General features: G+C 57.7%; 20 protein-coding genes. 13 read left to right on the top strand and 7 right to left on the bottom strand.

Annotated elements, in window-relative coordinates:
- Positions 1-140: 140 nt before the first annotated feature.
- Positions 141-2,612: a polyribonucleotide nucleotidyltransferase gene (gene pnp / locus OHL23_RS11980; RefSeq protein ID WP_263352117.1), complete on the top strand. Its 2,472-nt coding sequence runs from the start codon at positions 141-143 to the stop codon at positions 2,610-2,612.
- Positions 2,613-2,869: 257 nt separating this feature from the next.
- Here pnp and OHL23_RS11975 read toward each other — a convergent pair whose 3' ends face one another.
- Positions 2,870-3,415: a hypothetical protein gene (locus OHL23_RS11975; RefSeq protein ID WP_263352116.1), complete on the bottom strand. Its 546-nt coding sequence runs from the start codon at positions 3,413-3,415 to the stop codon at positions 2,870-2,872.
- Positions 3,416-3,530: 115 nt separating this feature from the next.
- A complete protein-coding gene (locus OHL23_RS11970) occupies positions 3,531-4,841 on the bottom strand; it encodes a GGDEF domain-containing protein (RefSeq protein WP_263352115.1) in 1,311 nt (436 codons plus the stop codon).
- A 228-nt stretch (positions 4,842-5,069) separates the two neighbouring features.
- On the opposite strand from OHL23_RS11970, the gene OHL23_RS11965 reads away from it, so the two are divergent.
- Positions 5,070-5,468: a hypothetical protein gene (locus tag OHL23_RS11965; protein WP_317891679.1), complete on the top strand. Its 399-nt coding sequence runs from the start codon at positions 5,070-5,072 to the stop codon at positions 5,466-5,468.
- 46 nt (positions 5,469-5,514) lie between these two features.
- On the opposite strand, the gene murA is transcribed toward OHL23_RS11965, so the two are convergent.
- A complete protein-coding gene (gene murA, locus OHL23_RS11960; protein ID WP_263352113.1) occupies positions 5,515-6,819 on the bottom strand; it encodes a UDP-N-acetylglucosamine 1-carboxyvinyltransferase in 1,305 nt (434 codons plus the stop codon).
- A 96-nt stretch (positions 6,820-6,915) separates the two neighbouring features.
- Between murA and OHL23_RS11955 the strand changes: the two genes are divergently transcribed.
- Positions 6,916-8,604, top strand: a complete 1,689-nt coding sequence (locus OHL23_RS11955; protein ID WP_263352112.1) for a DUF5597 domain-containing protein — start codon at positions 6,916-6,918, stop codon at positions 8,602-8,604.
- A gap of 25 nt (positions 8,605-8,629) precedes the next feature.
- On the opposite strand, the gene murQ is transcribed toward OHL23_RS11955, so the two are convergent.
- The gene (gene murQ / locus OHL23_RS11950; protein ID WP_396127338.1) at positions 8,630-9,610 is read right to left on the bottom strand and encodes an N-acetylmuramic acid 6-phosphate etherase; all 981 of its coding nucleotides are present in this window, start codon (positions 9,608-9,610) and stop codon (positions 8,630-8,632) included.
- Positions 9,611-9,742: 132 nt separating this feature from the next.
- Positions 9,743-10,849, bottom strand: a complete 1,107-nt coding sequence (locus tag OHL23_RS11945; RefSeq protein ID WP_263352110.1) for a serine hydrolase domain-containing protein — start codon at positions 10,847-10,849, stop codon at positions 9,743-9,745.
- Here OHL23_RS11945 and OHL23_RS11940 point away from each other — a divergent pair.
- The 6 genes from OHL23_RS11940 to carB all read left to right on the top strand — a co-directional run bounded on the left by OHL23_RS11940 (position 10,833) and on the right by carB (position 19,183).
- Positions 10,833-11,924 (top strand): hypothetical protein, encoded by a 1,092-nt coding sequence (locus OHL23_RS11940; RefSeq protein WP_263352109.1) that lies wholly within the window; start codon positions 10,833-10,835, stop codon positions 11,922-11,924. The two genes, OHL23_RS11945 and OHL23_RS11940, sit on opposite strands and share 17 nt — an antisense overlap.
- Before the next feature lie 19 nt (positions 11,925-11,943).
- Positions 11,944-12,543 carry a signal peptidase I gene (gene lepB, locus OHL23_RS11935; protein ID WP_263352108.1) on the top strand — a complete coding sequence of 200 codons (600 nt, stop codon included), beginning with the start codon at positions 11,944-11,946 and terminating at the stop codon, positions 12,541-12,543.
- Positions 12,544-12,667: 124 nt separating this feature from the next.
- Positions 12,668-13,879: an acyltransferase family protein gene (locus OHL23_RS11930; RefSeq protein WP_263352107.1), complete on the top strand. Its 1,212-nt coding sequence runs from the start codon at positions 12,668-12,670 to the stop codon at positions 13,877-13,879.
- Positions 13,880-13,991: 112 nt separating this feature from the next.
- The gene (carA, locus tag OHL23_RS11925) at positions 13,992-15,137 is read left to right on the top strand and encodes a glutamine-hydrolyzing carbamoyl-phosphate synthase small subunit (RefSeq protein ID WP_263352106.1); all 1,146 of its coding nucleotides are present in this window, start codon (positions 13,992-13,994) and stop codon (positions 15,135-15,137) included.
- Between the two features lie 87 nt (positions 15,138-15,224).
- On the top strand, positions 15,225-15,821 hold the full coding sequence (locus OHL23_RS11920; protein ID WP_317891678.1) for an REP-associated tyrosine transposase: 597 nt from the start codon (positions 15,225-15,227) through the stop codon (positions 15,819-15,821).
- A 65-nt stretch (positions 15,822-15,886) separates the two neighbouring features.
- Positions 15,887-19,183, top strand: coding sequence for a carbamoyl-phosphate synthase large subunit (gene carB, locus OHL23_RS11915; protein WP_263352104.1), 3,297 nt, complete (start codon positions 15,887-15,889; stop codon positions 19,181-19,183).
- Here carB and OHL23_RS11910 read toward each other — a convergent pair.
- Together OHL23_RS11910 and OHL23_RS11905 are read right to left on the bottom strand one after the other, a co-directional pair.
- Positions 19,180-19,515, bottom strand: a complete 336-nt coding sequence (locus OHL23_RS11910; protein ID WP_263352103.1) for a DUF2834 domain-containing protein — start codon at positions 19,513-19,515, stop codon at positions 19,180-19,182. The genes carB and OHL23_RS11910 overlap by 4 nt on opposite strands.
- A gap of 105 nt (positions 19,516-19,620) precedes the next feature.
- Positions 19,621-20,133 carry a hypothetical protein gene (locus tag OHL23_RS11905; protein ID WP_263352102.1) on the bottom strand — a complete coding sequence of 171 codons (513 nt, stop codon included), beginning with the start codon at positions 20,131-20,133 and terminating at the stop codon, positions 19,621-19,623.
- A gap of 143 nt (positions 20,134-20,276) precedes the next feature.
- Here OHL23_RS11905 and OHL23_RS11900 point away from each other — a divergent pair, with 143 nt between their 5' ends.
- The 4 genes from OHL23_RS11900 (at position 20,277) to OHL23_RS11885 (ending at position 25,718) form a co-directional block, all read left to right on the top strand.
- Positions 20,277-21,344, top strand: coding sequence for a dihydrodipicolinate synthase family protein (locus tag OHL23_RS11900; RefSeq protein ID WP_263352101.1), 1,068 nt, complete (start codon positions 20,277-20,279; stop codon positions 21,342-21,344).
- Positions 21,345-21,601: 257 nt separating this feature from the next.
- A complete protein-coding gene (locus tag OHL23_RS11895) occupies positions 21,602-23,452 on the top strand; it encodes a 2-oxoacid:acceptor oxidoreductase subunit alpha (RefSeq protein WP_263352100.1) in 1,851 nt (616 codons plus the stop codon).
- 3 nt (positions 23,453-23,455) lie between these two features.
- A complete protein-coding gene (locus OHL23_RS11890) occupies positions 23,456-24,511 on the top strand; it encodes a 2-oxoacid:ferredoxin oxidoreductase subunit beta (RefSeq protein ID WP_263352099.1) in 1,056 nt (351 codons plus the stop codon).
- A 157-nt stretch (positions 24,512-24,668) separates the two neighbouring features.
- The gene (locus tag OHL23_RS11885; RefSeq protein ID WP_263352098.1) at positions 24,669-25,718 is read left to right on the top strand and encodes a glycosyltransferase; all 1,050 of its coding nucleotides are present in this window, start codon (positions 24,669-24,671) and stop codon (positions 25,716-25,718) included.
- Positions 25,719-25,724: the final 6 nt, after the last annotated feature.

Below are 25,724 nucleotides of genomic sequence, written 5' to 3'. Positions count from 1 at the left end.
GCTCAGGGTGACAGAACTAAATTCCATTCGAGAGATTTGTTCGTATCGTTCGCTAAGAAAACAGCTCGTGTGGCTGATATTTCTTTTCCGGCGGTTCCTGCGCCCCAAGTTTCCCAAGTGAAAAATAGAAAGAGGACTGTATGAAGCAAGAAGTAGCAGTTGAGCTAACTGGCGGAAGGCGTCTGGTCTTCGAGACCGGCCGCATCGCCAAGCAGGCTTCAGGATCAGCACTTGTGACGCTGGGTGACAGCGTCGTGCTGGCCACCGCCGTCGCCTCTCCCGATCCTAAAGAAGGCATTGATTTCTTCCCCCTTACCGTCGATTACCGTGAATACGCCTACGCTGGCGGACGCATTCCCGGCGGCTTCATCAAGCGCGAAGGCCGTCCCAGCGAGAAGGAAGTGCTGACCTCGCGCCAGATCGACCGTCCGATTCGTCCGCTCTTCCCGGATGGTTTCCGGAATGAGACTCAGGTGATTGCGCTGGTTTTCTCAGCGGACAAGGAAAATGATCCCGACGTTGTGGCGATCAATGCCGCGTCTGCGGCGCTGGCGCTCTCCGATATTCCATTCAGCGCAACGGTTGGCGCGGTACGGATCGGGCGCGTCAATGGCGAGTTCGTGATCAATCCCAACTATACAGAGCGTGCATCAAGCACGATGAACATCATGGTTGTCGGCCACAAGGACGGCATCGTGATGATCGAGAGCGGCGCGAAAGAAGAGTCGGAAGAGAACATCCTCGCGGCGATCGAATTCGCCCATGAAGAGATCAAGAAGATCACTGCGGCGATCGACGAACTGGTCAAGCTGGCGGGCAAGCCGAAGCGGGCTTTTACTGCGCCGGTTGAGGATACCGAATACTACAACGCCCTGTATGCCAAGGTTGGGAATCGGCTGAAGGACGCGCTGGATACCAAGACGCACTCCAAGATCGAGAGCTACGATCTGATCAAGACGATCAAGCAGGAGTTAGCGGCTGAGCTTCCGGCGGATGACCCGTCGGCAAAGAAGAAGCTGAGCACGTACTACGAGCTGGTTCGCGAGCGCATCTTCCGTGAGCAGGTCACCAAGGATCGGATTCGGCCGGACCGGCGCGCGTTCGATGAGATTCGCGCGATCAGCATCGAATCCAGCGTTCTGCCTCGTACGCATGGGTCGGCACTCTTTACCCGCGGCGAGACGCAGGCTCTGGTGACCGCGACTCTGGGCACCACCGACGACGGGCAGCGGCTGGAGAGCTTTGAAGGCGAGCAGAAGAAGCCTTTCATGCTGCACTACAACTTCCCGCCGTTTTCGGTTGGCGAAGTGGGCCGTATGACTGGCGTGGGACGCCGTGAAGTTGGTCACGGTGCGCTGGCTGAGCGCGCAGTTGCCGCCGTTCTGCCGAGCGCGGACGAATCGCCATACACGATTCGCATCGTTTCCGACATTCTGGAGTCGAACGGGTCTTCTTCGATGGCTTCGGTGTGCGGAGCGAGCCTGGCGCTGTATGACGCGGGGATCGCGCTGAAGGGTTCGGTCGCGGGCGTTGCGATGGGTCTAGTCAAGGAAGGCGACGATTACGCGATCCTGACGGACATTGCGGGTGCTGAAGATCACTATGGCGACATGGACTTCAAGGTTGCCGGCACACGCAAGGGCATTACCGCTTTGCAGATGGACATCAAGATCGGCGGGCTGACCCGGCAGATTCTGCAGGAAGCCATGGAACAGGCTCGCGTGGGCCGTCTGTTCCTGCTGGACAAGATGGATGCACATCTGGATGGACCGAGGGTCGAGCGTTCGAAGTATGCGCCGCAGATTCGTACTGTGCATATTCCGACGGACAAGATTCGCGACCTGATCGGGCCAGGTGGCAAGACGATTCGCGGAATCATCGAGCAAACCGGCGTCAAGATCGATGTGGACGATACGGGCCGCGTGAATGTGGCTTCGAGCGACGCGGATGGTCTGAGCCAGGCGCTGGCGATCATCAACAACCTGACGGCTGTGCCGGAAATCGGCAAGACCTATCTGGGCAAGGTGGTTCGACTGGCGGAGTTTGGCGCGTTTGTCGAGCTTTTCCCTGGGACAGACGGTCTTCTTCACATCTCGGAGATCGCGGAGCATCGCGTGAAGGAAGTGAAGGACGAACTGCGCGAAGGCGATCAGGTCATGGTGAAGGTGCTCGCGATCGAGGGCAACCGAATCAAGCTGAGCCGCAAAGCGCTGATCAAGGAACAGAAGGCCAAGCTCGGAATCACCGATGCTCCTTCTGCGCCTGCAGCATCTTCGTTCCCTGCTTCGGAAGCACCAATGGAGCGTTCCGCTCCGGCCAGGCCTCGGCATGAATTCGACGAGCGCCAACCCAGTTCCAATCAGAGCACCATCCTGATCGAGGGTGGCGATGACTTTGAAGAAGCGGATGGGGAGGAGTTTGACGAGGAGAACGAGCCGAACTTCAATCTGGCCGACGGCGCTCAGCCGCAACCGGTAGGACAGGCTGGCGCAGCTTCAGGCGGTGGTCGTCCCGCAGGTGGGCCCGGAGGGCCGGGTGGAAACAACAACCGTCGCCGTCGCCGTCGTGGCAGGCCAGGACCGGGTGGTCGTGGGCCGGGGTCGGGGAGCTAAAAAGACCTCGGCAATGCTTCGGTAATACTTTGTCTCGACAGATGGCCCGCGCGGCCGTTCCCTGATGGAACGGCCACGCGGGCTGCTTTTGTTTGGTCTGTATCCTTACCTAGGCGTGGCTTTAAAGGCTGCTGAAAACTCCAAAATCCGGATGGAACCAGAGGAAAGCATCCCTCCGCATCTACCACGGTGATGCTGTTGGCTTTATGCGAGGGGTGAAACGCCAGCCTCGCTCCGAAGTTCTTAACTACATTTTTTTATGGGACAAGAGTGTAGTGATTGAATAAGGATGCGGTGAGATTCGCTATTCCTGCCCACTGGGATAACTCGTTTAATGATGCGGCTTGAACAGCCAGGCTGGGAGCGGCTGGATTGCCGGCATAAACGACGTCATAAATGACTTGAACGGTTACGGCAGGATGGGCGGCAGCGAAGGCACGGAGTTTCGGTCCGCATCCCACTGGGTAACCCACGCCATGTGCAGCAGTGATGGCAGATCCGTTGGCGCATGGGCTTCGGCTCAGAAAGACCTCAATAAATAAGGGAACACCATAGTCAGCGACCATTTGGGTGTAGTTGCGGAGAAAAACAGGTTCCGCGTGGGATCCGTAGGCTCGGGCTCCTGTCGAGTCCACCGTGGATGCCCCAGCGACATTTTTCTCGGACCAAAAGATCTCCATTTTGGTATTGTCGTAGTCAAATCGCACCAGAGCCCAGACCTCAGAGGTTCCCGTGAGAGGGGCGGCGCCGGCTCCTGCGCCTCTTAATCGAGCCAATGCAGGAACTATGGTTAGTGGTGGCATGATATTTTCCTCCGCGGCAAACAGCATATCGGAACGGAAAAGTCGCAACAAGTTACTGAAGACAGGGGATATGCTCTCTTCCGCAGGAGAGGTTCCTTGAGAGAGACAGGGACGATCAGCTGGCCAGTGTTTGGGAATCGAAGTGGCTCATGACTTTTTCGCGCGGGACCCTGGTTGCTTCGCGTCGATCCTGCTTAACTTGATACATTCTGAGATCTGCTTCTATGCATAGGGAGTCAGAGTCCTGAGCGTCGTCTGGAAAGACCGCGATGCCGATGCTTGCGCCTACTCTGACCATCTTTCCCGCCAACTGGAATGGTTCAGCGAGAATCACGATCAACGACTCGGCGACCATCTCTGCGTCTCTGCGGGTGGAAGGCTCTTCGAGAATGATCGAAAACTCGTCTCCTCCGGTGCGGGCGACTGTGTCGGAGCGACGGACTCGCCGGTCGAGCAAGGCCGCGACGTGTTGCAACAGTAGATCGCCGACGTGATGCCCAAAGGAGTCGTTTACTTCCTTGAAGCGGTCCAGATCGACCTGCATGAGAGCGATGGTGGAGCCGGAGCGCCTGGCTCGCTCCATGGCGCTTATGAGCCGGTCCTGGAAAAGACGGCGATTGGCGAGCGCGGTCAGGTCGTCATGCAAGGCGAGGTACTGGGAGCGCTCGATCTGCTTTTCGAGCAATAAAAGCAACATGCCGATGGCGACCACGTACTTGGGCAGGTTCCAGACTTCGTCCTCAATCTTGAAGTTCGGCATATAGTGTCCCATTGCCGGTGCTATGACGAAGACCATTGCCCAGGCGAAAAAACCGCCGACGGTGATAATCGAGCCGGTGGTTTCTATCTTGTGTGTGTACAAGAAATACAGGCAGCAGCCGAGGTAAACGACAAACAGGATCGCGTCGATGCAAAGCTCGTTGTTGCCGCCGGACTGACGACGAAGAACGAGCAACTCGGCGCCGAGAGCGAACTGAAGGCCTACGGTGAGCCAGCGCAAGGCGTGCTGTGCGTATCGAATGTAAAACAAGCCGACTGCCAGCGGGCCAATTGCGATGAAGACCGCGCAGGCATCAAAGGCCCAGCCGGGAGCGCTGTCGAGGCAGGCGAGCCCCGCGTAGATGGCCATCGAAAAGAGCGTGACTAGGGCCATTCTTCGCGAACTGATTCCGGATTCGGACGGGACGGTTGCCCACATGAAGAAGACGCCGGCATCAATGAGGGAGATGAGCCCGACGATCGAGCCGATGGTTCCGACGACTCCCGGAATATTGGCGAACATGAAGCCAATGAAGTGGATGGCGATCATGATCCAGCCCAGGAGCCAGAGGTGGTGTTGGGCAGTTCGATTCTGCCGGGAAATAGAGAAAAAAGCGCATGCAAGAGAGGCAACCGCCAGCACGTCGGGAATCTTCGACCAATCCATCGTGGGCACCTCCTCTTAATCCTGAGCGGATTTTCTGTTGTTTCAAGCATCGCTTAATTTCAAGTTTTTTGAGATGGCGCAATCGTGTTAGGCGGCCAACTTTTGGTGGAGCGAAGGTAACGTCTGGATCAGGCGTATCGCGGAAGGAGTTCCAATTTCGGTTTCGTTGGTCAGATTCTGATGGAAAATTGTGTCATTTCAAGTACACTCAAGCCGATGAGTGCAAGTTTGTATATCGTCGTGGAAGGGGAAGATCCGGGGTTCGACATCTTTGTAAACGGCCAGGCAATGGCGCGTAACGAAGATGCGTTGGAGCGGCTGGCCGAGAGACTGAGCGTGCCGCCATTGCTTGAGTTCTTCTCCGCCGACCGCAATTCGATGGCGCTGTTGATCGATCAAGGGGCTGGCAATCCAGAGTGGTCAAGCCATCTTCCTCAGCCACAATGGTTTCCGCCTGAGGACGGTCTACGGACTATTCGCGCTCTGCTGGATTTTCTGGCGATGGCTCCGGCGGCGCTGGGGTCGGACACGGAATTCGTTGCGCGCGAGTTGCACGAATACGAAACCGTGCTTCGAAAGACGTCGCAGCGCGGGCTTAAATGGCATCTGGCGGTGAGTTGGCGGTGAAGGCCTGAACCTGTTCGAATCTGGATGGCGGTTTTAGCGAGTGCAGCTACTCAGCAGAACCTGGCTCCTCGCGACGGGTAAAGATGTTTCCCATGCGCCGGATTTGTGCTCCCACCCCGCGCAGCTTCTCTTCGATCCGCTCGTAGCCGCGATCCATGTGATAGACGCGGTCGAGGATCGATTCGCCGTCTGCGACCAGCGCGGCCAGAACCAGAGACGCCGAGGCGCGCAAATCGGAACACATGACTGCGGCGGCGGAGAGACGAGATCCGCCGCGCACGGTGGCGGTGCGGCCGTCGACGGAGATGTTGGCGCCCATCCGGACGAGCTCCTGGACGTGCATGAACCGGTTCTCGAAGATGTTTTCGCGCACCTGGGATACGCCCTGGGATTGTGTGGCGAGCGCCATGTATTGAGCCTGCATGTCGGTCGGGAAGCCGGGATATTCCTGGGTGGAGATGTCGGTGGCGCGCAGGTCGCCCTCGGCGCGGACACGAATGGAGTCATTGTTGAGCAGGTCGACGCGAGCGCCGGATTCCTGTAGTTTCCCAACGACTGCGCCGAGGTGGTCTGGATTGCAGTTAGCGACGATCAGATCGCCGCGCGTGATGGCTCCCGCGACGAGGAAGGTTCCAGCTTCGATGCGGTCCGGATTGATGCGGTGCTGGACTCCGTGCAGTCTGGTCACGCCAGTGACGCGGATGGTCGGCGTTCCGGCTCCTTCAATGTACGCACCCATGGCGGTGAGCATGGCGGCGAGATCGGTCACTTCGGGCTCTCGGGCGCAGTTTTCCATGAGGGTTTCGCCCTCGGCGAGGACGGCGGCCATGAGCAGGTCTTCGGTTCCAGTTACCGTGATCTTGTCGAAGACGATGTGCGCGCCTTTGAGGCGCTTGGCGCGCGCTTCAAGATAGCCGTGCTCCTGGACGATCTCTGCGCCCATTTTTTCGAGGCCCTTGAGGTGCAGGTCGATGGGACGGCCGCCGATGGCGCAGCCGCCGGGCATGGCGACGCGAGCCATGCCGCAGCGAGCCAAGAGCGGGCCGAGAACCAATGAGCTTGCGCGCATGGTCTTGACGATTTCGTACTTGGCGACAGGGTCGGAGAGGTTCTTGCAGGAGATGGTGGTGCGGTGTTGCGCGCGCCCGTAGCCGAGTTCTACCTCGGCGCCCATTGAGGCGAGAAGTTTTCGCTCCGTCTCTATGTCGTGGACCTGGGGAATGTTTTCGAGGGTGACTTTTTCTTCGGTGAGAATGGCAGCGGCCATACAAGGCAGTGCTGAGTTCTTGGCTCCCGAAACGCGAATGGTGCCAATCAGCGGATTGCCGCCGCGAACGATGAATTTGTCCATAGGACTGCGTAACTCCTGAAGGTTTAGTCTAAATCCGCGCCACGGATTGGACGGTTATACTGACGGCACCGGGGATCGACGCGGTATTGGGGGACAATGAGAGGCTTGGGGCTGGGGCGTTGGTTCATGGTTGCAGGGGTGATGATGGGTTTTGGGGAATCGATTGCGATTCTCGCGAATAGCTATGTAGAGGCGGCAGAGAAGCAGGGGGCGGAGACCGCAAGGCCGGTTACCAGCCGGACTGGTCAGATCGGTCAGATTCCAAAGATCGTTGAGAAGGATGGCCGGTACACCCTGATGGTGGACGGGGAACCGTATCTGATGCTTGGAGTACAGGCAAACAACTCCAGCGCATGGCCGGATTATCTTGGGAAGGTCTGGCCGGCTGCGGAGACACTGCACGCAAACACCGTAGAATTGCCGGTCTATTGGGAGCAGATCGAGGCGACGCAGGGCAAATTCGACTTCAGTCTTGTCGATATGATCCTGAAGCAGGCGCGCGAACACAAGTTGCACCTGGTGCTGCTGTGGTTTGGTACGTGGAAGAACGGCAGTTCTCATTACACGCCGGAGTGGATCAAGCTGGATCAGGGTAAGTATCCCTTTGTGCGCAATCAGGACGGGAAGACAGTGGATTCCCCGTCGACGTTTTCGCCAGCCCGCCTGGAGGCGGATAAGACGGCGTTTCGAGCGCTGATGCGGCATTTGAATCAGTCCGATCCGGAACATACGGTGCTGCTGGTGCAGGTGGAAAACGAGGCCGGAGTCTGGGGCGCCGTGCGGGACTATGGTGCGGAGGCGGAAAAGGCATTTGCGGGGCCGGTTCCGGAGAAATTACTCCAGTCCATGGGCAAGCGGCCTGGGAGTTGGCGCGAGGTCTTTGGCGATGATGCGGACGAGATATTTCAGGCTTGGTGCACGGCCACGTATATCGAACAGGTTGCCGCTGCGGGGAAGGCGGAATATGCGCTGCCGCTCTATGTGAATGCGGCGCTGCGGGACCCGATTCACCCTGGTAAACCGCCCAGCTATGAGTCTGGCGCGCCTACGGATAACGAGATCGGGTTGTGGAAGTTGGCTGCTCCGGACATCAGTGCGGTTGCACCCGATATTTATCTGGCGGATTACGCGAAATACATGAAGGTCATGGAGTTGTACAAGCGTCCGGACAATCCGCTGCTGATTCCGGAGACGGGCAACACGCCGGCTTTCGCTAAGTATGTCTTTGCTGCTGTGGGCCAGGGAGCGATTGGATGGTCGCCGTTCGGATTGGATCTTTCGCGTTACAGCAATCAGAGCGACGGGCCGACGGAAATGTCGTCGGACGCTCTGAAGCCCGTTGCGGAGCTGTATGCGCTGCTAGCTCCCGTCGCGCGCGAGCTAGCTAAGTGGAGTTTTGAGGGCAAGCTGCAGGGGGTGAGCGAGGATGTGGATAATCATCGCCAGATGCTGCAATTTGACGGCTGGAAGGCGGTGGTAAGCTACGGGATGCCTTCGTTTGGCGACTGGGTTCAGCCGAAGGGAAATACCCCAGCGGATGGCGGTGTGTTAATTGCGCAGCTTGGTCCGAGCGAATTTGTGATTGCGGGGCATCATGCCCGGGTGGACTTCAATCCGGGAGAAGCGGGCAAGAAGCGCCTGTTTCTCAAAGTCGAGGAAGGGAATTACGACCCCAAAGGCGTGTGGAAGACGACACGCCTTTGGAACGGCGACCAGACCGATTGGGGTCTGAATCTGAACGCGGATGCGGACTTTTTGCTCCGAGTGAAGATGACGACGTTTTAAGGAAAGCTGGGTGTTCGCCTGAGCCTTACAGTTCGAGGACGGTGTCCTCGATGGCGAGACGGACATTGCCGTCGGATTTGGCAAGGCGGCGGACAGCTTCCGGCTTATCTACCTTGGCCTTGAGCATGACGAGGGCGACGGGGACGCTGCGGCCCGCGCTCTTGATGGTGTTGACGGCAGTCTCACGGTCGATGCCGCAGGCGCGCATGAGGATGCGGATGCCGCGCTCGACGAGCTTGGAGTTCTGCATGTGCACGTTAACCATCAGGTTTTCGTAGACATAGCCGAGGCGAGTCATGGCGCCGGTGGTGATCATGTTGAGCACCATCTTCTGAGCGGAGCCGGCTTTCATGCGAGTGGAACCGGAGACGACCTCGGGCCCTACCTCGGCGACGATTGCGATGTCCGCGGCGCCGGCAAGGGCTGTGTCGTAGTTGCAGGTGACGGCGGCGGTTTTAGCTCCGCGGGCGCGGGCGTACGCTACGGCCGCTACGACGTATGGGGTGCGGCCTGAGGCGGACAGGCCGATAACGACGTCTTTGCGGGTGGGGCGGCGGCGGGCGATGTCCCGCTGGCCGAGTTCCTCGGAGTCTTCGTTGACTTCGACGGCAGAGGCGAGGGCTTTTGGGCCGCCGGCCATAATGTACTGGACCTGACCGGGAACCGTGGAATAGGTCGGAGGACATTCAGAGGCGTCGAGGGCGGCGATGCGTCCGCTCGATCCTGCGCCGACGTAGATCAGGCGGCCACCGTCACGGAGGCTGCGTGCGACCTGGTCGATGACCTGGGCAATTTCAGGAAGGGCTTTCTTGACGGCTGCGGCGACCTTTGAATCTTCGTGATTGATAATGCGAGCAATTTCAAGGGCTGACTTGGTATCGAGACCTTGTGAAGCCTCATTCTGGCTCTCGGTTGTGAGTTGCTGGAGCTGCGCCGCCGTATCTCTCTTCGGTTTTTCGGTCGTGCTGGACGGATCGTGCGTAGTCGAGCTGGTGAGCATCGTCATTTTGTCCCTAAGTTCTGATTGTAGCCGTTCTTTGAGGGTGTGGGGTGTGCCATTTATCACGCTTTTGGGGGATGGAAGTCTTCTAATCAATCCCAGTCTATCTTTGACTACAATAGCGCCGTCTTTCTCACTTTACAGAGCTTTTCGGATTGCATCATGAAAGGCCGGACGAACTGTGCGAATCAGTTGCGACTCGCGATTGGGCCAGGTGCGGTTGGTGAGCAGGATCACAGCGAGCTTCGCGTCGCGGTCGATCCAGAGCGAACAGCCGGAATAGCCAAGGTGTCCGATGGAATTTGCAGAGAAGAAGTTCCCGGACGAGGATTCCTCGGAGGGTGTGTCCCAGCCGAGGGCGCGCGAACTGCCTTTCGGCGCCTGGCGCTGGGCGAAGAGTTCGATTGTCTTGGGCGCGAAAAGCAGGTTGCTGTCTGGTTCGAGGACAGACAAGGCGAAGCGGAGCAGGTCGGGAACATTGGAGAAGAGGCCGGCGTGGCCGCCCGCTCCTTTGAGCAGAAAGGCGTGCTCATCCTGGACTTCCCCCTGAATTCGCCGTTGGCGGAAGAGCTCGTCCTCTTCGGTGGGAGGAATCTCGGCACGGAGATGAGGTCCGGGGCAGTAGCGGGAAGAGGTCATTCCGATAGGGAGAAAGACTTCGCGGCGAACCCAGGGAGCCAGTTCCTCGCGAAGGATCGCTTCAAGAGCTTTTCCTAGGAGAATGAAGCCGGGATCGGAGTATTCGGCGCGGGTTCCGGGTTCGGCTTCAATTGGAAGTTCAAGGCAGCCGCGCAGGACGGCGTAGGGCGTGGTTGCCGTATGGAAGAGGGGGACGTAGCCGGGAAGCCCGGAGCTGTGGGCAAGCATGTGACGGATGGTTACGCGGCGGGCATGCTGGGACGGGTCGCGGCCGATCACGAAGCCGGGGAGGAGCTCTCCCATTGGGGTTTCGAGGTCGAGCTGACCGCGTTGGTGGAGGAGCATGGCTGCTGACGTAGTGGAAACAACTTTGGTCAGGCTGGCGACGTCGTAAAGAGTGTCGGGAGCGACAGCGGGAGACTGCGCGTGATCGTAGGTGAACTTTCCCAGGGAATCGAGGAGCGAGACTTTGCCGTTGTGCAGCAGGCCGAACGCGCAACCGGGGAAGGCCTGCGCCTCAATGGCTTCGCGCAAAACGGCGTATGCTTCCGGGAAGCGGCTTTGCTGTTCGCCTGGGTCGGATTCGAGATTGAGTTCGATGGACAATCTGGGCGCGCTCCAGAGCACTCTTGATTTGCATCGTAACGCGAATTTGGCTTTGCCATGGGTTACGCGCGAGGAAATTGTTTTTGATCTGACGTTCGGCGCTATCCTGTTGTTCTCAGGGCACGTCTATCGAAGCAGGAAAAGCAGCGAGATGACGGTGGAGGGATCAGTGGCTGGATTGCGTACGGTTGCGCTGGTGGTTGCGGTTTCTGGATACGCGGCAATGGGCTGGGCGCAGGCGCCTTCTTCGGAGCCAGCTTTGCCGCTGCCGGTACAAGCGGCGGCTTCGGAGAATTCTCAACCTGTGGGCACAAGCGCCGCGGTTTCCGGCTCCCCAGTGGCGGCGAAGAAAACTTACGCGGTTCCGGCGGGGACGAAGGTCTTGTTGCAACTGCGGAGTGCGATCAATACGAAATCGGCGAGGCCGGGTGATGGAGTCTATCTGGCGTCGGCTTTTCCAGTTGTTGTCGGCAACCGGGTAATGATTCCGGCCGGGGTCTATGTGCAGGGGGTGGTGGACCGGGTTACGCGGGCCGGACACGTCAAAGGGAAGGCGCAACTGGATATGCACTTCACTTCGATGATCTTTCCGAACGGCACGGTGGTCGAGATTCCGGGTGTTGTGGACGGTCTGCCGGGCGCGAAGAAGCAATCTGTGAAGGAAGACGGCGAAGGAACGATTGAGCAGGACTCCGACAAGGGGCGCAACGCCGGCGAAGTGGCGAAGATTGCGATTCCGACGGGCGCGGGTGTGGGTACGATTGGCGGATGGCAGTCCGGGCATCCGATTGCGGGCGGGGTCGCCGGAATCGCAGCGGGGCTGGCGACGGCTGGAATCGTATCGCTGTTTACGCGCGGCGCAGATGTGAATATCGAGTCCGGGAGCCAGGTGGAGATGGTATTGCAACGGCCATTGCTGCTGGAGGACGAAAACCTGAACGGATCGGCAGTAGAGGGCGGTTTTGCCGCCGGATCGGCGCTGGTGCCTTCGGCGAATCAGGCGCGTCCTCTGGATAAACCCGGAGTGCATCATTTTCAGGAAATTTGTCCTCCCGGCGGCCTAGGCTGCGCATGAGGTTGCTAGTAGACTAAAAATGATGGATACGAACGCGCCACAGACTCTTCCAGAGGAGCCCTCGTTTGAGGAAACTCCGGTTCAGCCGGCAGAGACTGCGGCGCGCCGGCCGGGTGGGTGGAAGCTGTGGTTGCGGGACTTGGTTTTTTCTGCCGCAGCTTCGGTGCTGATTATCACCTTTCTTTATCAGCCTGTCCGAGTTGAGGGAACGAGCATGCTGCCGCGGCTGGTGGACCAGGACCGTCTGTTCATCAACAAGTTTGTCTACCATTTCGAGGCTATCGAACGCGGAGATGTCGTAGTCTTCCGTTACCCGCGCAACCCTCAGGTCAGCTATATAAAGCGAATTATCGCGTTGCCGGGTGACCGGCTGCGCATCGATCGCGGTCAGGTGTTTGTCAACAACAAGGCGATCAGCGAGCCGTATGTACCCGAGGATTTTCGGGATGCGCGATCGCTTGATCCTATGGTGGTGCCGCAGGGTGAGTATTTCGTCCTGGGCGACCATCGCTCGATTGCGTCTGACAGCCGGGATTTTGGTCCGGTCAAGCGAGACTTGATCTACGGAAAAGCTACCTTTATTTACTGGCCGACGCAGGATGTCGGCGTCGTTCGCTGAAACCCTTGAAGAACTTTTGAGCAGCCAGGCTGGCAGTTGGTGAATATCGGGACGGCATTGCGCAAACGATTGTGCAGCGCGATTGTACCGTGCTACATTGGCTGGCCTGAGGACATTTCAGCTTATGCCTGCCACGCAACTTGCGCCCTCTCTGTCTGCCTCGTCCGAGACTGACGCTCAGCGACCTCGCCTGCTTTCGATTGACGTTTACCGGGGGCTCACCGTGGCGGGCATGATCCTGGTTACCAATCCTGCCAGCTACGATCACGTTTATCCGCAACTGACGCATGCGCTCTGGAACGGCGTTACGCTGACCGATATGATCGCGCCGGCGTTTCTGTTTGTGATCGGTGTGTCTCTGGCGTTCTCGTTCGCGGCTCGGATCCGGCGTGGGGCGACGCGGGTGCAGCTTGCTGTTCATACGCTCCAGCGTTGCGCTGGACTGATCGTGCTTGGCCTGATCCTCAATGGCTTTCCGGATTTTTCGCTGCGTTATTTGCGGATTCCCGGAATTTTGCAGCATATTGCGGTTTGTCTCTCCATAGGCGGTCTGCTGCATTGCTTTACCGGCCGCGCGAGTAGCGAAGGAGGCTTTCGCTCCAATGTTTCGGTTCTGGCTGTGGCATCTTTGGTTCTGATTGCAACAGACTGGGTCCTGATGCGGTTTATTCCCGTGCCGGGGTATGGCGCTGGGCATCTTGATCCCTTTGGCAATATGGGTGGCTTTGTGGACAGATTCCTGTTTGGCACGAACCATCTGTGGCCCTGGGGTAATTATTGGTGGGATCCCGACGGCACGGTTACGACGCTCACGGCTTCCACGAATCTCATCCTTGGCATCCTGGCGGGAGATTTTCTGCGCTCATCCTCCACTCGGTCTCGGAAACTCTTTGTGTATGTTGCGGGCGGTGCGGTGCTGGCGCTGGCTGGTGTAGCGCTCAATCCGATCTACCCGATCAATAAGAAGATCTGGACTCCGAGCTACACGCTGCTTGCGGACGGTTTTTGTCTTGTTGCTCTGGCGCTGCTGCACCGGATGTTGGATCGCGAACCGTGTTCCGCATGGCTTGAAAAGCTCTGTGTGCCTGCGCGCGTTTTTGGGACGAATGCGATTCTTGCTTTTGCATTTACGACGATCGCGAATGCGCTTGCTCCGCGGATCTTTCTCTACTCGTCTCAGGGTGAGCTGCTGAGACTGCCGGCTTATGCCTATGATGCGTTTGCACGCTTTCTCGCGCCCAACAATGCTTCGCTGCTGTACGCAGTTCTTTTTGTCTTGTTCAATTTGCTGTTGGTCTGGCCTTTCTACCGCAAAGGCGTATTTCTCAAGCTTTAATTCAGGCCATCGCGAAGACTGCCTGACGTCGTTGAAGGGATGTTTCGAGCCGGTTCTGCGAGCAACCTGCCAAACCTGCTAGAATCGATTGAATCCACTCCTGGGAGACGCGATGCAGGCGACTCTTGCGCTCGAAGACGGGCGCTTTTTTACGGGCGAAGGGTACGGCGCTCCGGGTGAATGCCTGGGCGAAGTGGTCTTTAATACTTCACTTACTGGATACCAGGAAATCGCGACTGACCCGTCTTATGCGGGGCAGATCGTAGTCCTTACCAATCCACAAATTGGGAACTACGGCACCAATCAGGCCGATAATGAGGCTGCCAAGCCTTATATCGAGGGGCTGATTGTGCGCGAGTTCTCCGCAGTTAGCTCCAACTGGCGCTCTGAGCAGGTCACGGACGAGTACATGGAGCGCTACAAGGTTCCGGTGCTTGCGGAGATCGATACGCGTGCGCTGGTGCGGCATCTGCGCACGCATGGCGTGATGCGCGGGGTCATCTCCACGGCCGAGACGAACGTTGAAAAGCTGGTCGCCAAGGCGCGGTCTATTCGCAGGATGGATGGGACGGATCTGGCGCGGGTTGTTTCGACGAAGACTTCGTTTGCGTTCGACGATGCGGATGTGCGGAACCAGACTTCGGACAAGCTGTTGCGGGGGACGAATCCGGAAGAGTCAGGAAAGCCGCTTCTTCATGTGGTGGCTTACGATTTCGGGATCAAGCTGAACATTCTGCGCATGTTGACGCGCGAGAGCTGCCGGGTGACGGTGGTTCCGGCGGAGACGCGAGCGGATGAGGTGCTGGCGCTGAAGCCGGATGGCGTCTTTCTGTCGAACGGGCCGGGCGATCCGGAGCCGGTGGACTACGCCGTGAAGGCGATCCAGGAAATGATGGGACGAACGCCGATCTTTGGGATTTGCCTGGGACATCAGCTCACTGGTCTCGCGCTTGGCGGCAAGACCTACAAGTTGAAGTTCGGGCATCATGGCGGGAACCATCCGGTGAAGAACCTGACCAACGGCAAGGTGGAGATTACGGCGCATAACCACAACTTTGCTGTCGATCCGGAGTCGATCAATGCCAACGAGGTTGAGCTGACGCATGTGGATCTGAATGACAACACGCTGGAGGGATTGCGGCATAAGACGCTGCCGCTGTTCAGCGTGCAGTATCATCCGGAAGCTGCGCCGGGGCCGCATGATTCGCAGTATCTCTTTCGGGATTTCCGGAAGATGATGGATGAGTGGAAGGGATAGATTGTTGAATTTCGGCTTGCAAAGGGCGCGGCTTTCGCCGCGCCGATTTGTGTGAGATCAAGTAGGGTTTAACCCCCGAGGGAGTGCATGATACCGAAGCGAGAGGTTGCCACCAATAATGGGCAAACTTACTTCGTTACCTCGAATACTGCGGAACGTCGGTCGTTCTTTCGGCATGAGCGATGGGCAAAGCTATTCCTCGAGACGCTGTACAACTATCGGCCCGAGCGATACCTGTTGCATGGATTTGTTTTGATGCCCGACCATTTTCATGTTTTGATCACACCGCGAGCAAGTCTTGAATTTGCGGTGCAGTGCTTGAAGGGTGGATTTTCGTTTCGGGCGAAGCGGGAGTTGGGATGGATGGGCGAGGTTTGGGTGGCAGGGTTTTCGGATCATCGCATTAGGGATGACGAGGATTACAGAACCCATTTGGCGTATATTGCGCGCAATCCGGTTAAGGCTCGGCTTGTAGAACAGGCACGGCAGTATCCGTATTCATCGGCGAATGGTGAGTTTGATTTGGATTCATTCCCTCGGGGGCTAAAGCCGCGCCCTTTCAAAGCAAAGACAATCAGGGAGTTTTCAATCAAACGCCGTCGAGCAAGACGGCATCTCAGACGGGCCAATCCGCGCCTTTTCAAAGCAAAGACTATTCACGTGATCGACAAGACTAACAACTAAAGCCGCAACTTTTCAAGGCAACGACGACGGCACATCAAGTTTGAAGTAAGGAAAACAGAAGAAGAATGCCACGCAGAAATGACATCCAGAAGATACTTGTGATCGGCTCGGGGCCGATTGTGATTGGGCAGTCGGCGGAGTTTGATTACTCCGGGACGCAGGCTTGCAAGGCGCTGAAGCAGGATGGGTTTGAGGTGGTGCTGGTGAATTCGAACCCGGCGACCATCATGACTGATCCGGAGTTGGCGGATCGCACTTATATCGAGCCGCTGACGGTGCCTTATGTCGAGGAGATTATTCGCGTCGAGGCGGCGATGCTTGGACCAGGCTCGGGCAAGTTTGCGCTGCTGCCTACGGTGGGCGGGCAGACGGCGCTGAATCTGGCCGTGGATCTGTCGGATGCGGGCATTCTCGACAAATACGGCGTGGAGATGATCGGGGCCAAGCTTGAGGCGATCAAGAAGGCTGAAGACCGGCTGCTCTTCAAGGATGCGATGGTGCGCATCGGCCTGGATGTTTCTAAGTCCATGCTGGTGAATAATCTGCGCGACGGCATGGACTTTGCGCAGAAGAATGGTTTCCCTGTGCTGATCCGGCCGAGCTTTACGCTGGGCGGCTCTGGCGGTGGCATTGCATATAACCGCGAAGAGTTGATCGAGATTCTGTCGAATGGGCTGAACCTGTCGCCGGTGCATGAGTGCCTGATTGAAGAGTCGGTGCTTGGTTGGAAGGAGTATGAGCTGGAGGTGATGCGTGATCTGGCGGACAACGTGATCATCATCTGCTCCATTGAGAATTTTGACCCGATGGGCGTGCATACCGGTGACTCGATTACTGTTGCCCCGGCGCAGACGCTGACCGATCGCGAGTACCAGAAGATGCGCGATGCGGCGATTGCGGTGATGCGCGAGATTGGCGTGGAGACGGGCGGGTCGAATGTGCAGTTTGCGGTGAATCCGGCGAACGGACGCATGACGGTGATTGAGATGAATCCGCGTGTTTCGCGGTCGTCGGCTCTGGCTTCGAAGGCTACGGGATTTCCGATTGCGAAGATTGCGGCGAAGCTGGCGGTGGGTTACACGCTGGATGAGATTCCCAACGACATTACGCGCATGACGCCGGCTTGTTTTGAGCCGACGATTGATTACGTCGTAACCAAGATTCCGAAGTGGCAGTTCGAGAAGTTTCCTGGTGCGGACGACACGCTGGGGCCGCAGATGAAGTCGGTCGGCGAGGTGATGGCGATTGGACGGACCTTCAAGGAATCGCTGATGAAGGCGCTGCGCTCGTTGGAGACCGGCAAAAAGACCGGTAGCGAGGAGCTGGAACCGCGGCGGCTAACGCAGCGGCTGGTGACGCCGCAGCCGGAGCGGTTGAACTATATCCGATTTGCATTTGAGCGCGGATTGAGCGTGCGCGAGGTGGCGCGTTATACGGGGATGGACCCGTGGTTCCTGTATCAGATTCGTGAGATTTGCGAGGCGCAGAAGCTGGTTGGGACGCTGTCGCCGGAGACAGTGACGCCGATGCAGTTGCGCAAGTTCAAACGGCTTGGGTTGAGCGATGAGCGCATCGCGAATGAGTGGAAGCTGGCGGGGCACGAGGGTATCCAGCAGGTGAGGGAACTGCGCTATGCGCATGGCATCCGGCCGATCTTCAAGCTGGTGGATACGTGCGCGGCGGAGTTTGAGTCGCATACGCCGTACTTCTATTCGAGCTATGACGAAGAGGATGAAGCGCCACCGACCGCGATGCGCAAGATCATCATTCTGGGCAGCGGGCCGAACCGCATCGGGCAGGGAATCGAGTTCGATTACTGCTGCTGCCATGCGGCGTTTGCGTTGAAGGAAGACGGCTACGAGACGATCATGGTGAATTGCAATCCGGAGACTGTTTCTACGGATTACGACACTTCCGATCGGCTGTACTTTGAGCCCCTGACGCTGGAAGATGTCCTCGCGATCTACGAGCATGAGGCGAAGTCGGGCGCTGAGATTGGGATGATTGTGCAGTTTGGCGGGCAGACCCCGCTCAATCTGGCGCAACGGCTGCGCAAGGCTGGCGTGCCGATTATCGGGACTTCGCCGGAGTCGATTGATCTTGCGGAGGACCGCAAGCGGTTTGGCAAGCTGCTGGAAGAGCTGCAGATTCCGCAGCCGAGCGGCGGGACGGCGACGTCTGTCGAAGAGGCGTTGGCGGTGGGCGAGCGTATCGGGTATCCGGTGCTGGTGCGGCCCTCGTATGTGCTTGGCGGGCGGGCGATGGTGATCGCGTACGACGCGCAGGAAGTGGCGCGGTACATGACTACGGCGGTTGAATACTCTTCGGATCGCCCGGTGCTGGTGGATCACTTCCTGGAGTCGGCGGTTGAGGTCGATGTGGACGCGCTTTGCGATTCGAAGGACGTCGTCATCGCGGCGATCATGCAGCACATTGAAGAGGCCGGTATTCATTCGGGCGACTCGTCGTGCGTGTTGCCGCCGGTGAGCATTCGTCCGGAGACGCTGGCGACGATTCGCGCCTACACGCGCAAGCTGGCGCTTGCGCTGAAAGTTGTCGGACTGGTCAATCTGCAGTTCGCGATTCAGAGGGATGCGGACGATAACGATCAGGTCTATGTGATCGAGGTGAATCCGCGCGCGTCGCGGACGGTGCCGTATGTTTCGAAGGCTACGGGCGTGCCGCTGGCGAAGATTGCTTCGCGGTTGATGACCGGGCGCAAGCTGCGCGAGTTTTTGCCGGGGCATGTCGAGTCAGCGCTGGATCTTGATCCAGGACCGCATTTCTATGTAAAGTCTCCGGTCTTCCCGTGGAACAAGTTCCCAGGCGCGGATACGGTGCTGAGCCCGGAGATGAAGTCGACTGGCGAGGTGATGGGTGTGGCCGATAACTTCGGCGAAGCCTTTGCCAAGGCGCAACTCTCGGCTGGCCAGATTTTACCTTCTGAGGGAACGATCTTCTTCAGTGTGAACGATCATGACAAACCGGCTGCGACGTTGCTGGCGAGACTGTATGTCGAGCTTGGCTTTCGGCTGGTCGCCACCGAGGGAACGGCCAACGTGCTGGAACAGGCTGGGATGAGTGTCGAGCGCGTCTTTAAGGTGAAGGAAGGTCGTCCGAACGTGGTCGATCTGATCAAGGGCGACCGCATTCAACTGATCATCAACACACCGCGCGGGCAGGACACGATCTTTGACGAGAAGGCGATTCGGCGTGCTGCGGTGCTAGCGCGGGTTCCAACGATTACTACGATTGCAGCAGCGCAAGCGGCTGCCGAGGGTATTGCGGCGATGCAGCGACGGCAGACTTCGGTGGTTTCGCTGCAGGAGTTGCATCCGGTCGGCGTTACAGCGCAAGGCTAAACAGCCTGAATCGCAGTCCTGTCGAGGCGCCGTTCGCGCAGATAGAGGAATAGCGGCAGCGCCAGGGAGACGCCCACGGTGAGGACGGCAATGAGCGGAAGCCATCGGGCGGTGGCGGAGAGATGGCTTCTTTCTCTGCGAACAAAGATCATCAGCGTGACTGCGGAGACGATCACGTCCATACCGAAGAAGGCGCTGATGCGGTTGGCGAAGAGCTGGTGGAAGAATAGCGGGAAGTTCGTGCCGTTTTCCGCCAGCCAGGGAACGAATTGCCAGTAGGGCAGGACGACTCCCAGGACGCAGAGAATCAGATAGAGGGTTCTGGGCTTCACGGCGGGTTCCTCCAGAGATGGGGGATAGACACAGAACGAATCGGCAAAGGAATTCGTTCCAACCGTTGAGATGTTCGCCCAGGTGTAGACCAATCGAACAGACGGCTATGACTTGCGCCTGAGGGCGAACCGGGAGCCGATGCCGTAGCCAATGCATGCCACGGCCGGCCAGGTGCCGACGAAACGCCCCTGGCCATCGATGAGGCCGCTATCTTCCGTGAGGCTGAAAAAGGTCAGATAGAGCTTCTGCGAGGCGTCGCAGTGGTAGCACTGGTTAGGCCCGGTGGGCATGTCCAGAATCCAGAGGCAGATGATCAGAAACCAGATCAGCCCAACCAGCCAGGTATACGGCGCCATGTCGTTTTGCTTGACACGGGTGAATACATTGCCCACCAGAAATGGAACCGAAAAAGACAGCGCCGTGGTGACGATCACCGGGACACTTTCGGGCCGCGCAAGGCTGACGGATAGAATCATCGCCACCCAGGAGCCGATAGCCAGCAGCATGTGAATTAGGACCCAAAGTGCTTGTTCGGCGAGATTGGAGGCTTTTTCCTCTTCCTCCTGGATCTCGATCTCATCGCTTTCGACGGACATCTCGACATCTTCGGGATTCATGCTGATCCTGTCGGTACAGTTGGTGACTAAAGTGTACGCGAAGCGGTCACAACGCGAAACGCCGCATGTTCGTGCAGGTTGCTCAGGTGGATTCCTGTGATTGAGAAGACACCGCGACAGGTGATAGCTCTAAAATAAAACTCATGCTGCTGGAAGGTATATTCGCTCCGATCACGACGCCGTTTTATCCAGACGAACGGATTTATTTCAAGAAGCTGGAGTTCAATGTCTCGCGGCTTTCGCTGACTGCTCTGTCGGGCTTGGTGGTCCTCGGTTCGACGGGCGAAGCTGTGGCGCTTGACGACGTGGAGACCAGGGAAGTCTTGCGCGTAGCGGCTGAGAACGCAGCCGACGAGAAAGTGCTGATCGCAGGCATTGGACGCGAGAGCGTGAAGGCGACGCTGGAGCTGGCGGAGGTTGCGGCGAGGTCCGGATACGACGCCGTGCTGGTGCGCAACCCCTGCTACTATCGCCCGCAGCTTACAGGGGCAGCGCTTTTGCATTACTTTCGTTCTGTTGCCGATCGCTCGGCGCTGCCAGTGATTCTCTACTCGATTCCCAAGTTCACGGAGGCTGAGATTCCGCTGGAAGTAGTCGCAGAGCTGGCTCAGCACCCGAATATTATCGGCCTCAAGGAGTCGAGCGGGAGTGTGGAGCGAGTGCGGAATGCGGTGCAGGCGACGCGCCTGGCTCCTCGTCGCACGGTTACAGTTACGCCTGTCTTCGAGGCGGTTACCGGGCGGATGATGGCTCCTAAACCGGCGGCTTCTGGGAACTTCATCTCGGCCGACGGGCTGGCTTCGAGTGGCGAAGGCGGGGTTGCTTTAGCCGCAGCGCCTCCTGCTCCAGCGAGAAAAACGCGGACCCGCGAGGTTGGCTTTCAGGTGTTGACCGGTTCCGCGGGGACCCTGAAGGAGTCTCTGGAAGCGGGTGCGAGCGGGGCCATTCTTGGTTTTGCTACGTGTGCACCGCAGGCATGCCAGGAGATCTACACCGCGTGGAAGGAACACGACGATCAGTTGGCTGCGGATAGACAGAAACACATTGCTGAGGCCAGCAACGTGATCGGCGGCAAGCTCGGCATTGCCGGAATCAAGTATGCCTGCGACTTCAATGGCTATTTTGGGGGAAAAGCTCGTTCCCCTCTTTTGCCATTGACATCCGAGATCCGGGCAGAGGTCGAGCAATTGCTGTCCCAAATCAGGAATTAGAGCGGCAGAAATCAGGAAACAGCGGCCATCTATTGCAAAATCTTTCGATGCTTTTTATAGGTTTTTGAGTTTCGTGACCTTATCGGTCCGCATACTGAGACTACCCGTGAAATGCAGCCGTGCAGGTTACTTGTATCCATCTGAGCAGTAACCACTTGGGTCCGGATTCGGACATATCTACTGCTAAGTGACTATAATTGGTGGCTGAGAGAAAGAGTCGGTCTTTCTGGAATTTCAATTGAAGGGAATCCCGCCACATGGCGATTGGAGACCTAGCTCTGGGTCAAGTGCAGAGCACAACAGCGGTACAGGACGCTCAGAATCGCGTCGTAAATGACTTCAGCATTCAGGTCGCAACGGTCAACGGGTCCGGCTCGCAATCGGCCAACAGCGTTCTGCTGAAGAGCATTTTTGGAATGGGTGTTCCGGTTAGCGGAAAGAACCTCTTCCCCTCAAATATTGCCGGACTTCCCACCTGGTACACCATCCGCGCCAGCAAAGACGGATACGTCGCGCGCCGCCAGTACATCGATCTGCTGGTTGCGCTGAACCCCGAAACAGCCAAGGACGATATTCTGGCCCTTCCAGGGCATGGTGTTGCGGTTTACGAAGAAAGCCTGAATCTGAAACAGTACCGCGACGATGTGGTCTGCTATCCGGTCCCCTTCGACAAGATTACGGCAGCGGTTTGTCCTGAGGCCAAGCTGCGCAAGCTGGTTCGGAACATGGTCTATGTGGGCGTGATGGCCCAACTGCTGAATATCGACATGGACTGTGTCGAGGCGGCTTTGAAGAAGCAGTTCGCCAAGAAGCAGAAGGCGCTCGACCTGAACTTTGCCGCGGTGAAGGCCGGTGCGGCTTATTTTGCGGAGAAGCTGACCAAGCAGGATCCCTTCTACATCGAGCACATGAACGCCACCACGGGCAAGATCATCATCGACGGTAATGCCGCTTGCGGACTGGGCGCGGTATTTGCCGGAGTGACGGTGGTTGCGTGGTATCCGATCACGCCTTCGACCTCAGTGGTGGAGGCAACGATTGAGTACCTGAAGAAGTTCCGCGTGACCGAGGAAGGCAAGGCTACCTTTGCCGTGATTCAGGCTGAAGATGAACTTGCTGCTATCGGCATGGTTCTTGGAGCCGGCTGGTCGGGCGCGCGTTCGATGACGGCGACTTCGGGACCAGGTATCTCGTTGATGGCGGAGTTCTCGGGGCTTGGCTATTTTGCGGAGATTCCCGGCGTCATCTTTGACGTGCAGCGCAGCGGACCCTCGACGGGAATGCCGACGCGCACTTCGCAGGCCGATCTGCTCTCGACCGCGTTCCTCTCGCATGGCGATACCAAGCACATCGTTCTGCTGCCGGGTTCGGTGAAAGAGTGCTTCGAGTTTGCCCATGACGCTTTTGATCTGGCCGAGCGGTTGCAGACACCGGTTTTCGTGCTTTCGGATCTTGATCTGGGCATGAATAACTGGATGTCCGAGCCATTTACTTATCCTGACAAGCCCCTGGATCGCGGCAAGGTACTCACCGCAGAGGACCTGAATCGGCTGGGCGGCTTTGGCCGTTACGAGGATGTGGATGGCGACGGCATCGGATGGCGTACGCTGCCCGGCACGGACCATCCCAAAGCTGCTTATTTCACGCGTGGCTCCGGACACAACGCCAAATCCGGCTACACGGAGAAGCCCGACGAGTACGTGGAAGTGATGGAAAGGCTTTCTCGCAAGTTTGAGAACGCGCGCAAGCTGGTTCCTGCTCCGGTGATCGAGAGGAATGGCGCCTCGAAGATCGGCATCATCGCTTATGGCACCTCGCACTATGCCATTACCGAGTCCCTTGATCAAGTGAAGAAGGCTTACGACCTCGATATCGATTACCTGCGCATCCGGGCGTTTCCCTTCGCGGAGGAGATACACGAGTTCGTCGCTTCGCATGAGCGCATCTATGTGGTCGAACAGGATCGCGATGCGCAACTGGCAAGCCTGCTGAAGCTCGATCTTCCGGCGGAGCAGATCACGAAGCTGCGCAGCATTCTTCATTTCAACGGATTGCCGATCGACGCGGAATTCGTGACCAGCGAACTTGTTACCAAGGAGGGCCTCTAGTTCATGGCAACAGCGACAGCAACACCATCAAGCACTCCTGGCCCCAAGGTTAACCGTCTCGGTCTGCCGGTGCTCGAATATCGCGGCGGCAAGACTACTCTCTGCGCAGGCTGCGGCCACAATGCTATCTCCGAGCGCATTGTTGACGCGATGTTTGAGATGGGCGTGCAGCCCGAGCGGGTGATGAAGCTTTCGGGCATCGGCTGCTCTTCGAAAAGCCCCGCCTATTTTATGAACCGCGCACACAGCTTCAACAGCGTGCATGGCCGTATGCCTTCCGTATCGACCGGAGCGATTTTGGGCAATCACACTATGCTCGCGCTTGGCGTTTCAGGCGACGGCGATACGGCTTCGATCGGTATGGGGCAGTTTGTTCACCTGCTGCGGCGCAATCTTCCAATGATTTACATCATTGAAGATAACGGCGTGTATGGCCTCACGAAGGGCCAGTTTTCCGCGACGGCCGATCTGGGCTCAAAACTGAAGACCGGCGTAATCAATGACCTTCCGCCCATCGACACCTGCTCGCTGGCGATCCAGCTTGGCGCAACGTTTGTTGGCCGCTCATTTTCGGGCGACAAGAAGCAGTTGCTCACCATGCTCAAGGCTGCGATTGCACATCGTGGCACGGTGATGCTGGATGTGATCAGCCCCTGCGTGACCTTCAACGATCATGAGGGCTCAACCAAGAGCTACAAGTTCATGCAGGAGCACGACGAGCCGATCAATGAGCTGGGCTTTGTGCCCGTCTTCGAGGATATCGAAGTTGAGTATGACCCTGGCACGACGAAAGATGTTCGCATGCACGATGGTTCTCATCTCCGCCTGCGCAAGATCCGCGAAGACTTCGATCCGTCCGACAGGATCGGGGCGGTTAAGACGCTGATGGAAGCTCACGAAAAGGGCGAAGTGCTTACCGGCGTTTTCTATGTCGACACGGAGAAGCCGACGTTTACCGATCTGCTCAACCTAGTCGATCAGCCGCTCAGCTCGTTGCCTGAGTCGGTGATCCGACCAGGGAAAGACGTGCTGGACAAGGTGATGGCCGGCCTCCAGTAGGTAGGAGCGTTTTCGACAGAGGCTCCGCTTCAGGCGGGGCCTTTGTTGTCTCTGAAGATCGTTATCGGTCCATATATAATCGACTTAGTTGCGACACCCTATATGTCAGTCCGATTTTCTGCATTTCTTAGCGACATAGCCAACGCGGGAGAGATCGATGATACGACCCATTGAGCAGCCGGGATCAACCTCGTTATCTGTCGCGATCTGCATTGGCACATACAATCAATCCCAGTATCTTAAAGGCTCCATCGAGTCCGCCTTGGCGCAGAGTTATCCGATCCAGGAGTTTTGGGTCGCGGATGACGCGAGCACGGATGATACGCCGGCGGTAATGGCGGAGATATGCAAGTTATATCCTCAGATCAGATACTATCGGCAGCCGAAAAATCTTGCGCTGCCGGGAAATCTTAGCTGGCTGCTCTCTCAACCGAAGACGGATTTGATCGTTCGTCTGGACTCCGATGATCGACTTGAGCCCGACTACGTTCGCGTGCTTGCCGAGTTGATGCTCCAGCATCCGCAGGCTGGATTTGCGCATTGCGACGTGGGCGAGCTGGATAAGGACAACCGGCGTCCCCGCATCCGACGGTTGACTCGAAGCAAAACTTACGAGTCGCCGGAAGAGGCTTTGAGAAGCAACGCGAGCGGATATCGCACGGCAGCGAATTGCATCCTATACAGGGCTCAAGCTTTGCGCGAAGTGAATTACTACATTCCGAACCTTGACTGGCGTACGTGCGAAGATTGGGATATGTGCCTGCGCATGGCTGCAGCGGGCTGGGGTAATGTTTACGCGCCCAAAGTTCTATCGAATTATCGCGTGTGGGATGATGCGCAAGGCGTGAGAGCGAAGCGCAAGATGTCGGAAGTGATGACGACCATCTCCATCTACAAGCACACGCTGATTCCTGAGTATCAAAAGCGCGGCTGGAGCATTGCGCCGCTTACAAGCAATATGCGCGCGAAAGCAGTCGGATTTGCTGACGCTATCGATTCGCCGCTGTTTACGGAGCAGGAGCGAATCGATTACAAGGTTCTGTTACAGGATCTTGGAAAGTCAAAGTCTCTTTCGCTGGCCATCGCGATTGCGGACCTGGGGCTGAACCCCATGGTCCGCTGGTGGACGAGAATGCAGCTGCGCATGAAAGATGGCGCGAAGGTAATGCTGCGGACTATCAAGCCTGCGCGCCCAGCTGTCTCATAAGAATTA

It is taken from the genome of Acidicapsa acidisoli, assembly GCF_025685625.1.
Taxonomy (GTDB): domain Bacteria; phylum Acidobacteriota; class Terriglobia; order Terriglobales; family Acidobacteriaceae; genus Acidicapsa; species Acidicapsa acidisoli.
This window is presented reverse-complemented; position numbering and strand designations above follow the sequence as displayed.

Excerpts from the sequence above, each read along its gene's own strand:
- OHL23_RS11930 (WP_263352107.1), top strand. The coding sequence starts at position 12,668 with ATGCCTGCCACGCAACTTGCGCCCTCTCTGTCTGCCTCGTCCGAGACT.
- OHL23_RS11970 (WP_263352115.1), bottom strand. The coding sequence starts at position 4,841 with ATGGATTGGTCGAAGATTCCCGACGTGCTGGCGGTTGCCTCTCTTGCA.
- OHL23_RS11895 (WP_263352100.1), top strand. The coding sequence starts at position 21,602 with ATGGCGATTGGAGACCTAGCTCTGGGTCAAGTGCAGAGCACAACAGCG.
- murQ (WP_396127338.1), bottom strand. The coding sequence starts at position 9,610 with ATGACGATGCTCACCAGCTCGACTACGCACGATCCGTCCAGCACGACC.
- murA (WP_263352113.1), bottom strand. The coding sequence starts at position 6,819 with ATGGACAAATTCATCGTTCGCGGCGGCAATCCGCTGATTGGCACCATT.
- carA (WP_263352106.1), top strand. The coding sequence starts at position 13,992 with ATGCAGGCGACTCTTGCGCTCGAAGACGGGCGCTTTTTTACGGGCGAA.
- OHL23_RS11890 (WP_263352099.1), top strand. The coding sequence starts at position 23,456 with ATGGCAACAGCGACAGCAACACCATCAAGCACTCCTGGCCCCAAGGTT.
- OHL23_RS11905 (WP_263352102.1), bottom strand. The coding sequence starts at position 20,133 with ATGAATCCCGAAGATGTCGAGATGTCCGTCGAAAGCGATGAGATCGAG.
- carB (WP_263352104.1), top strand. The coding sequence starts at position 15,887 with ATGCCACGCAGAAATGACATCCAGAAGATACTTGTGATCGGCTCGGGG.
- pnp (WP_263352117.1), top strand. The coding sequence starts at position 141 with ATGAAGCAAGAAGTAGCAGTTGAGCTAACTGGCGGAAGGCGTCTGGTC.
- OHL23_RS11975 (WP_263352116.1), bottom strand. The coding sequence starts at position 3,415 with ATGCCACCACTAACCATAGTTCCTGCATTGGCTCGATTAAGAGGCGCA.
- OHL23_RS11920 (WP_317891678.1), top strand. The coding sequence starts at position 15,225 with ATGATACCGAAGCGAGAGGTTGCCACCAATAATGGGCAAACTTACTTC.
- OHL23_RS11885 (WP_263352098.1), top strand. The coding sequence starts at position 24,669 with ATGATACGACCCATTGAGCAGCCGGGATCAACCTCGTTATCTGTCGCG.
- lepB (WP_263352108.1), top strand. The coding sequence starts at position 11,944 with ATGATGGATACGAACGCGCCACAGACTCTTCCAGAGGAGCCCTCGTTT.
- OHL23_RS11955 (WP_263352112.1), top strand. The coding sequence starts at position 6,916 with ATGAGAGGCTTGGGGCTGGGGCGTTGGTTCATGGTTGCAGGGGTGATG.
- OHL23_RS11900 (WP_263352101.1), top strand. The coding sequence starts at position 20,277 with ATGCTGCTGGAAGGTATATTCGCTCCGATCACGACGCCGTTTTATCCA.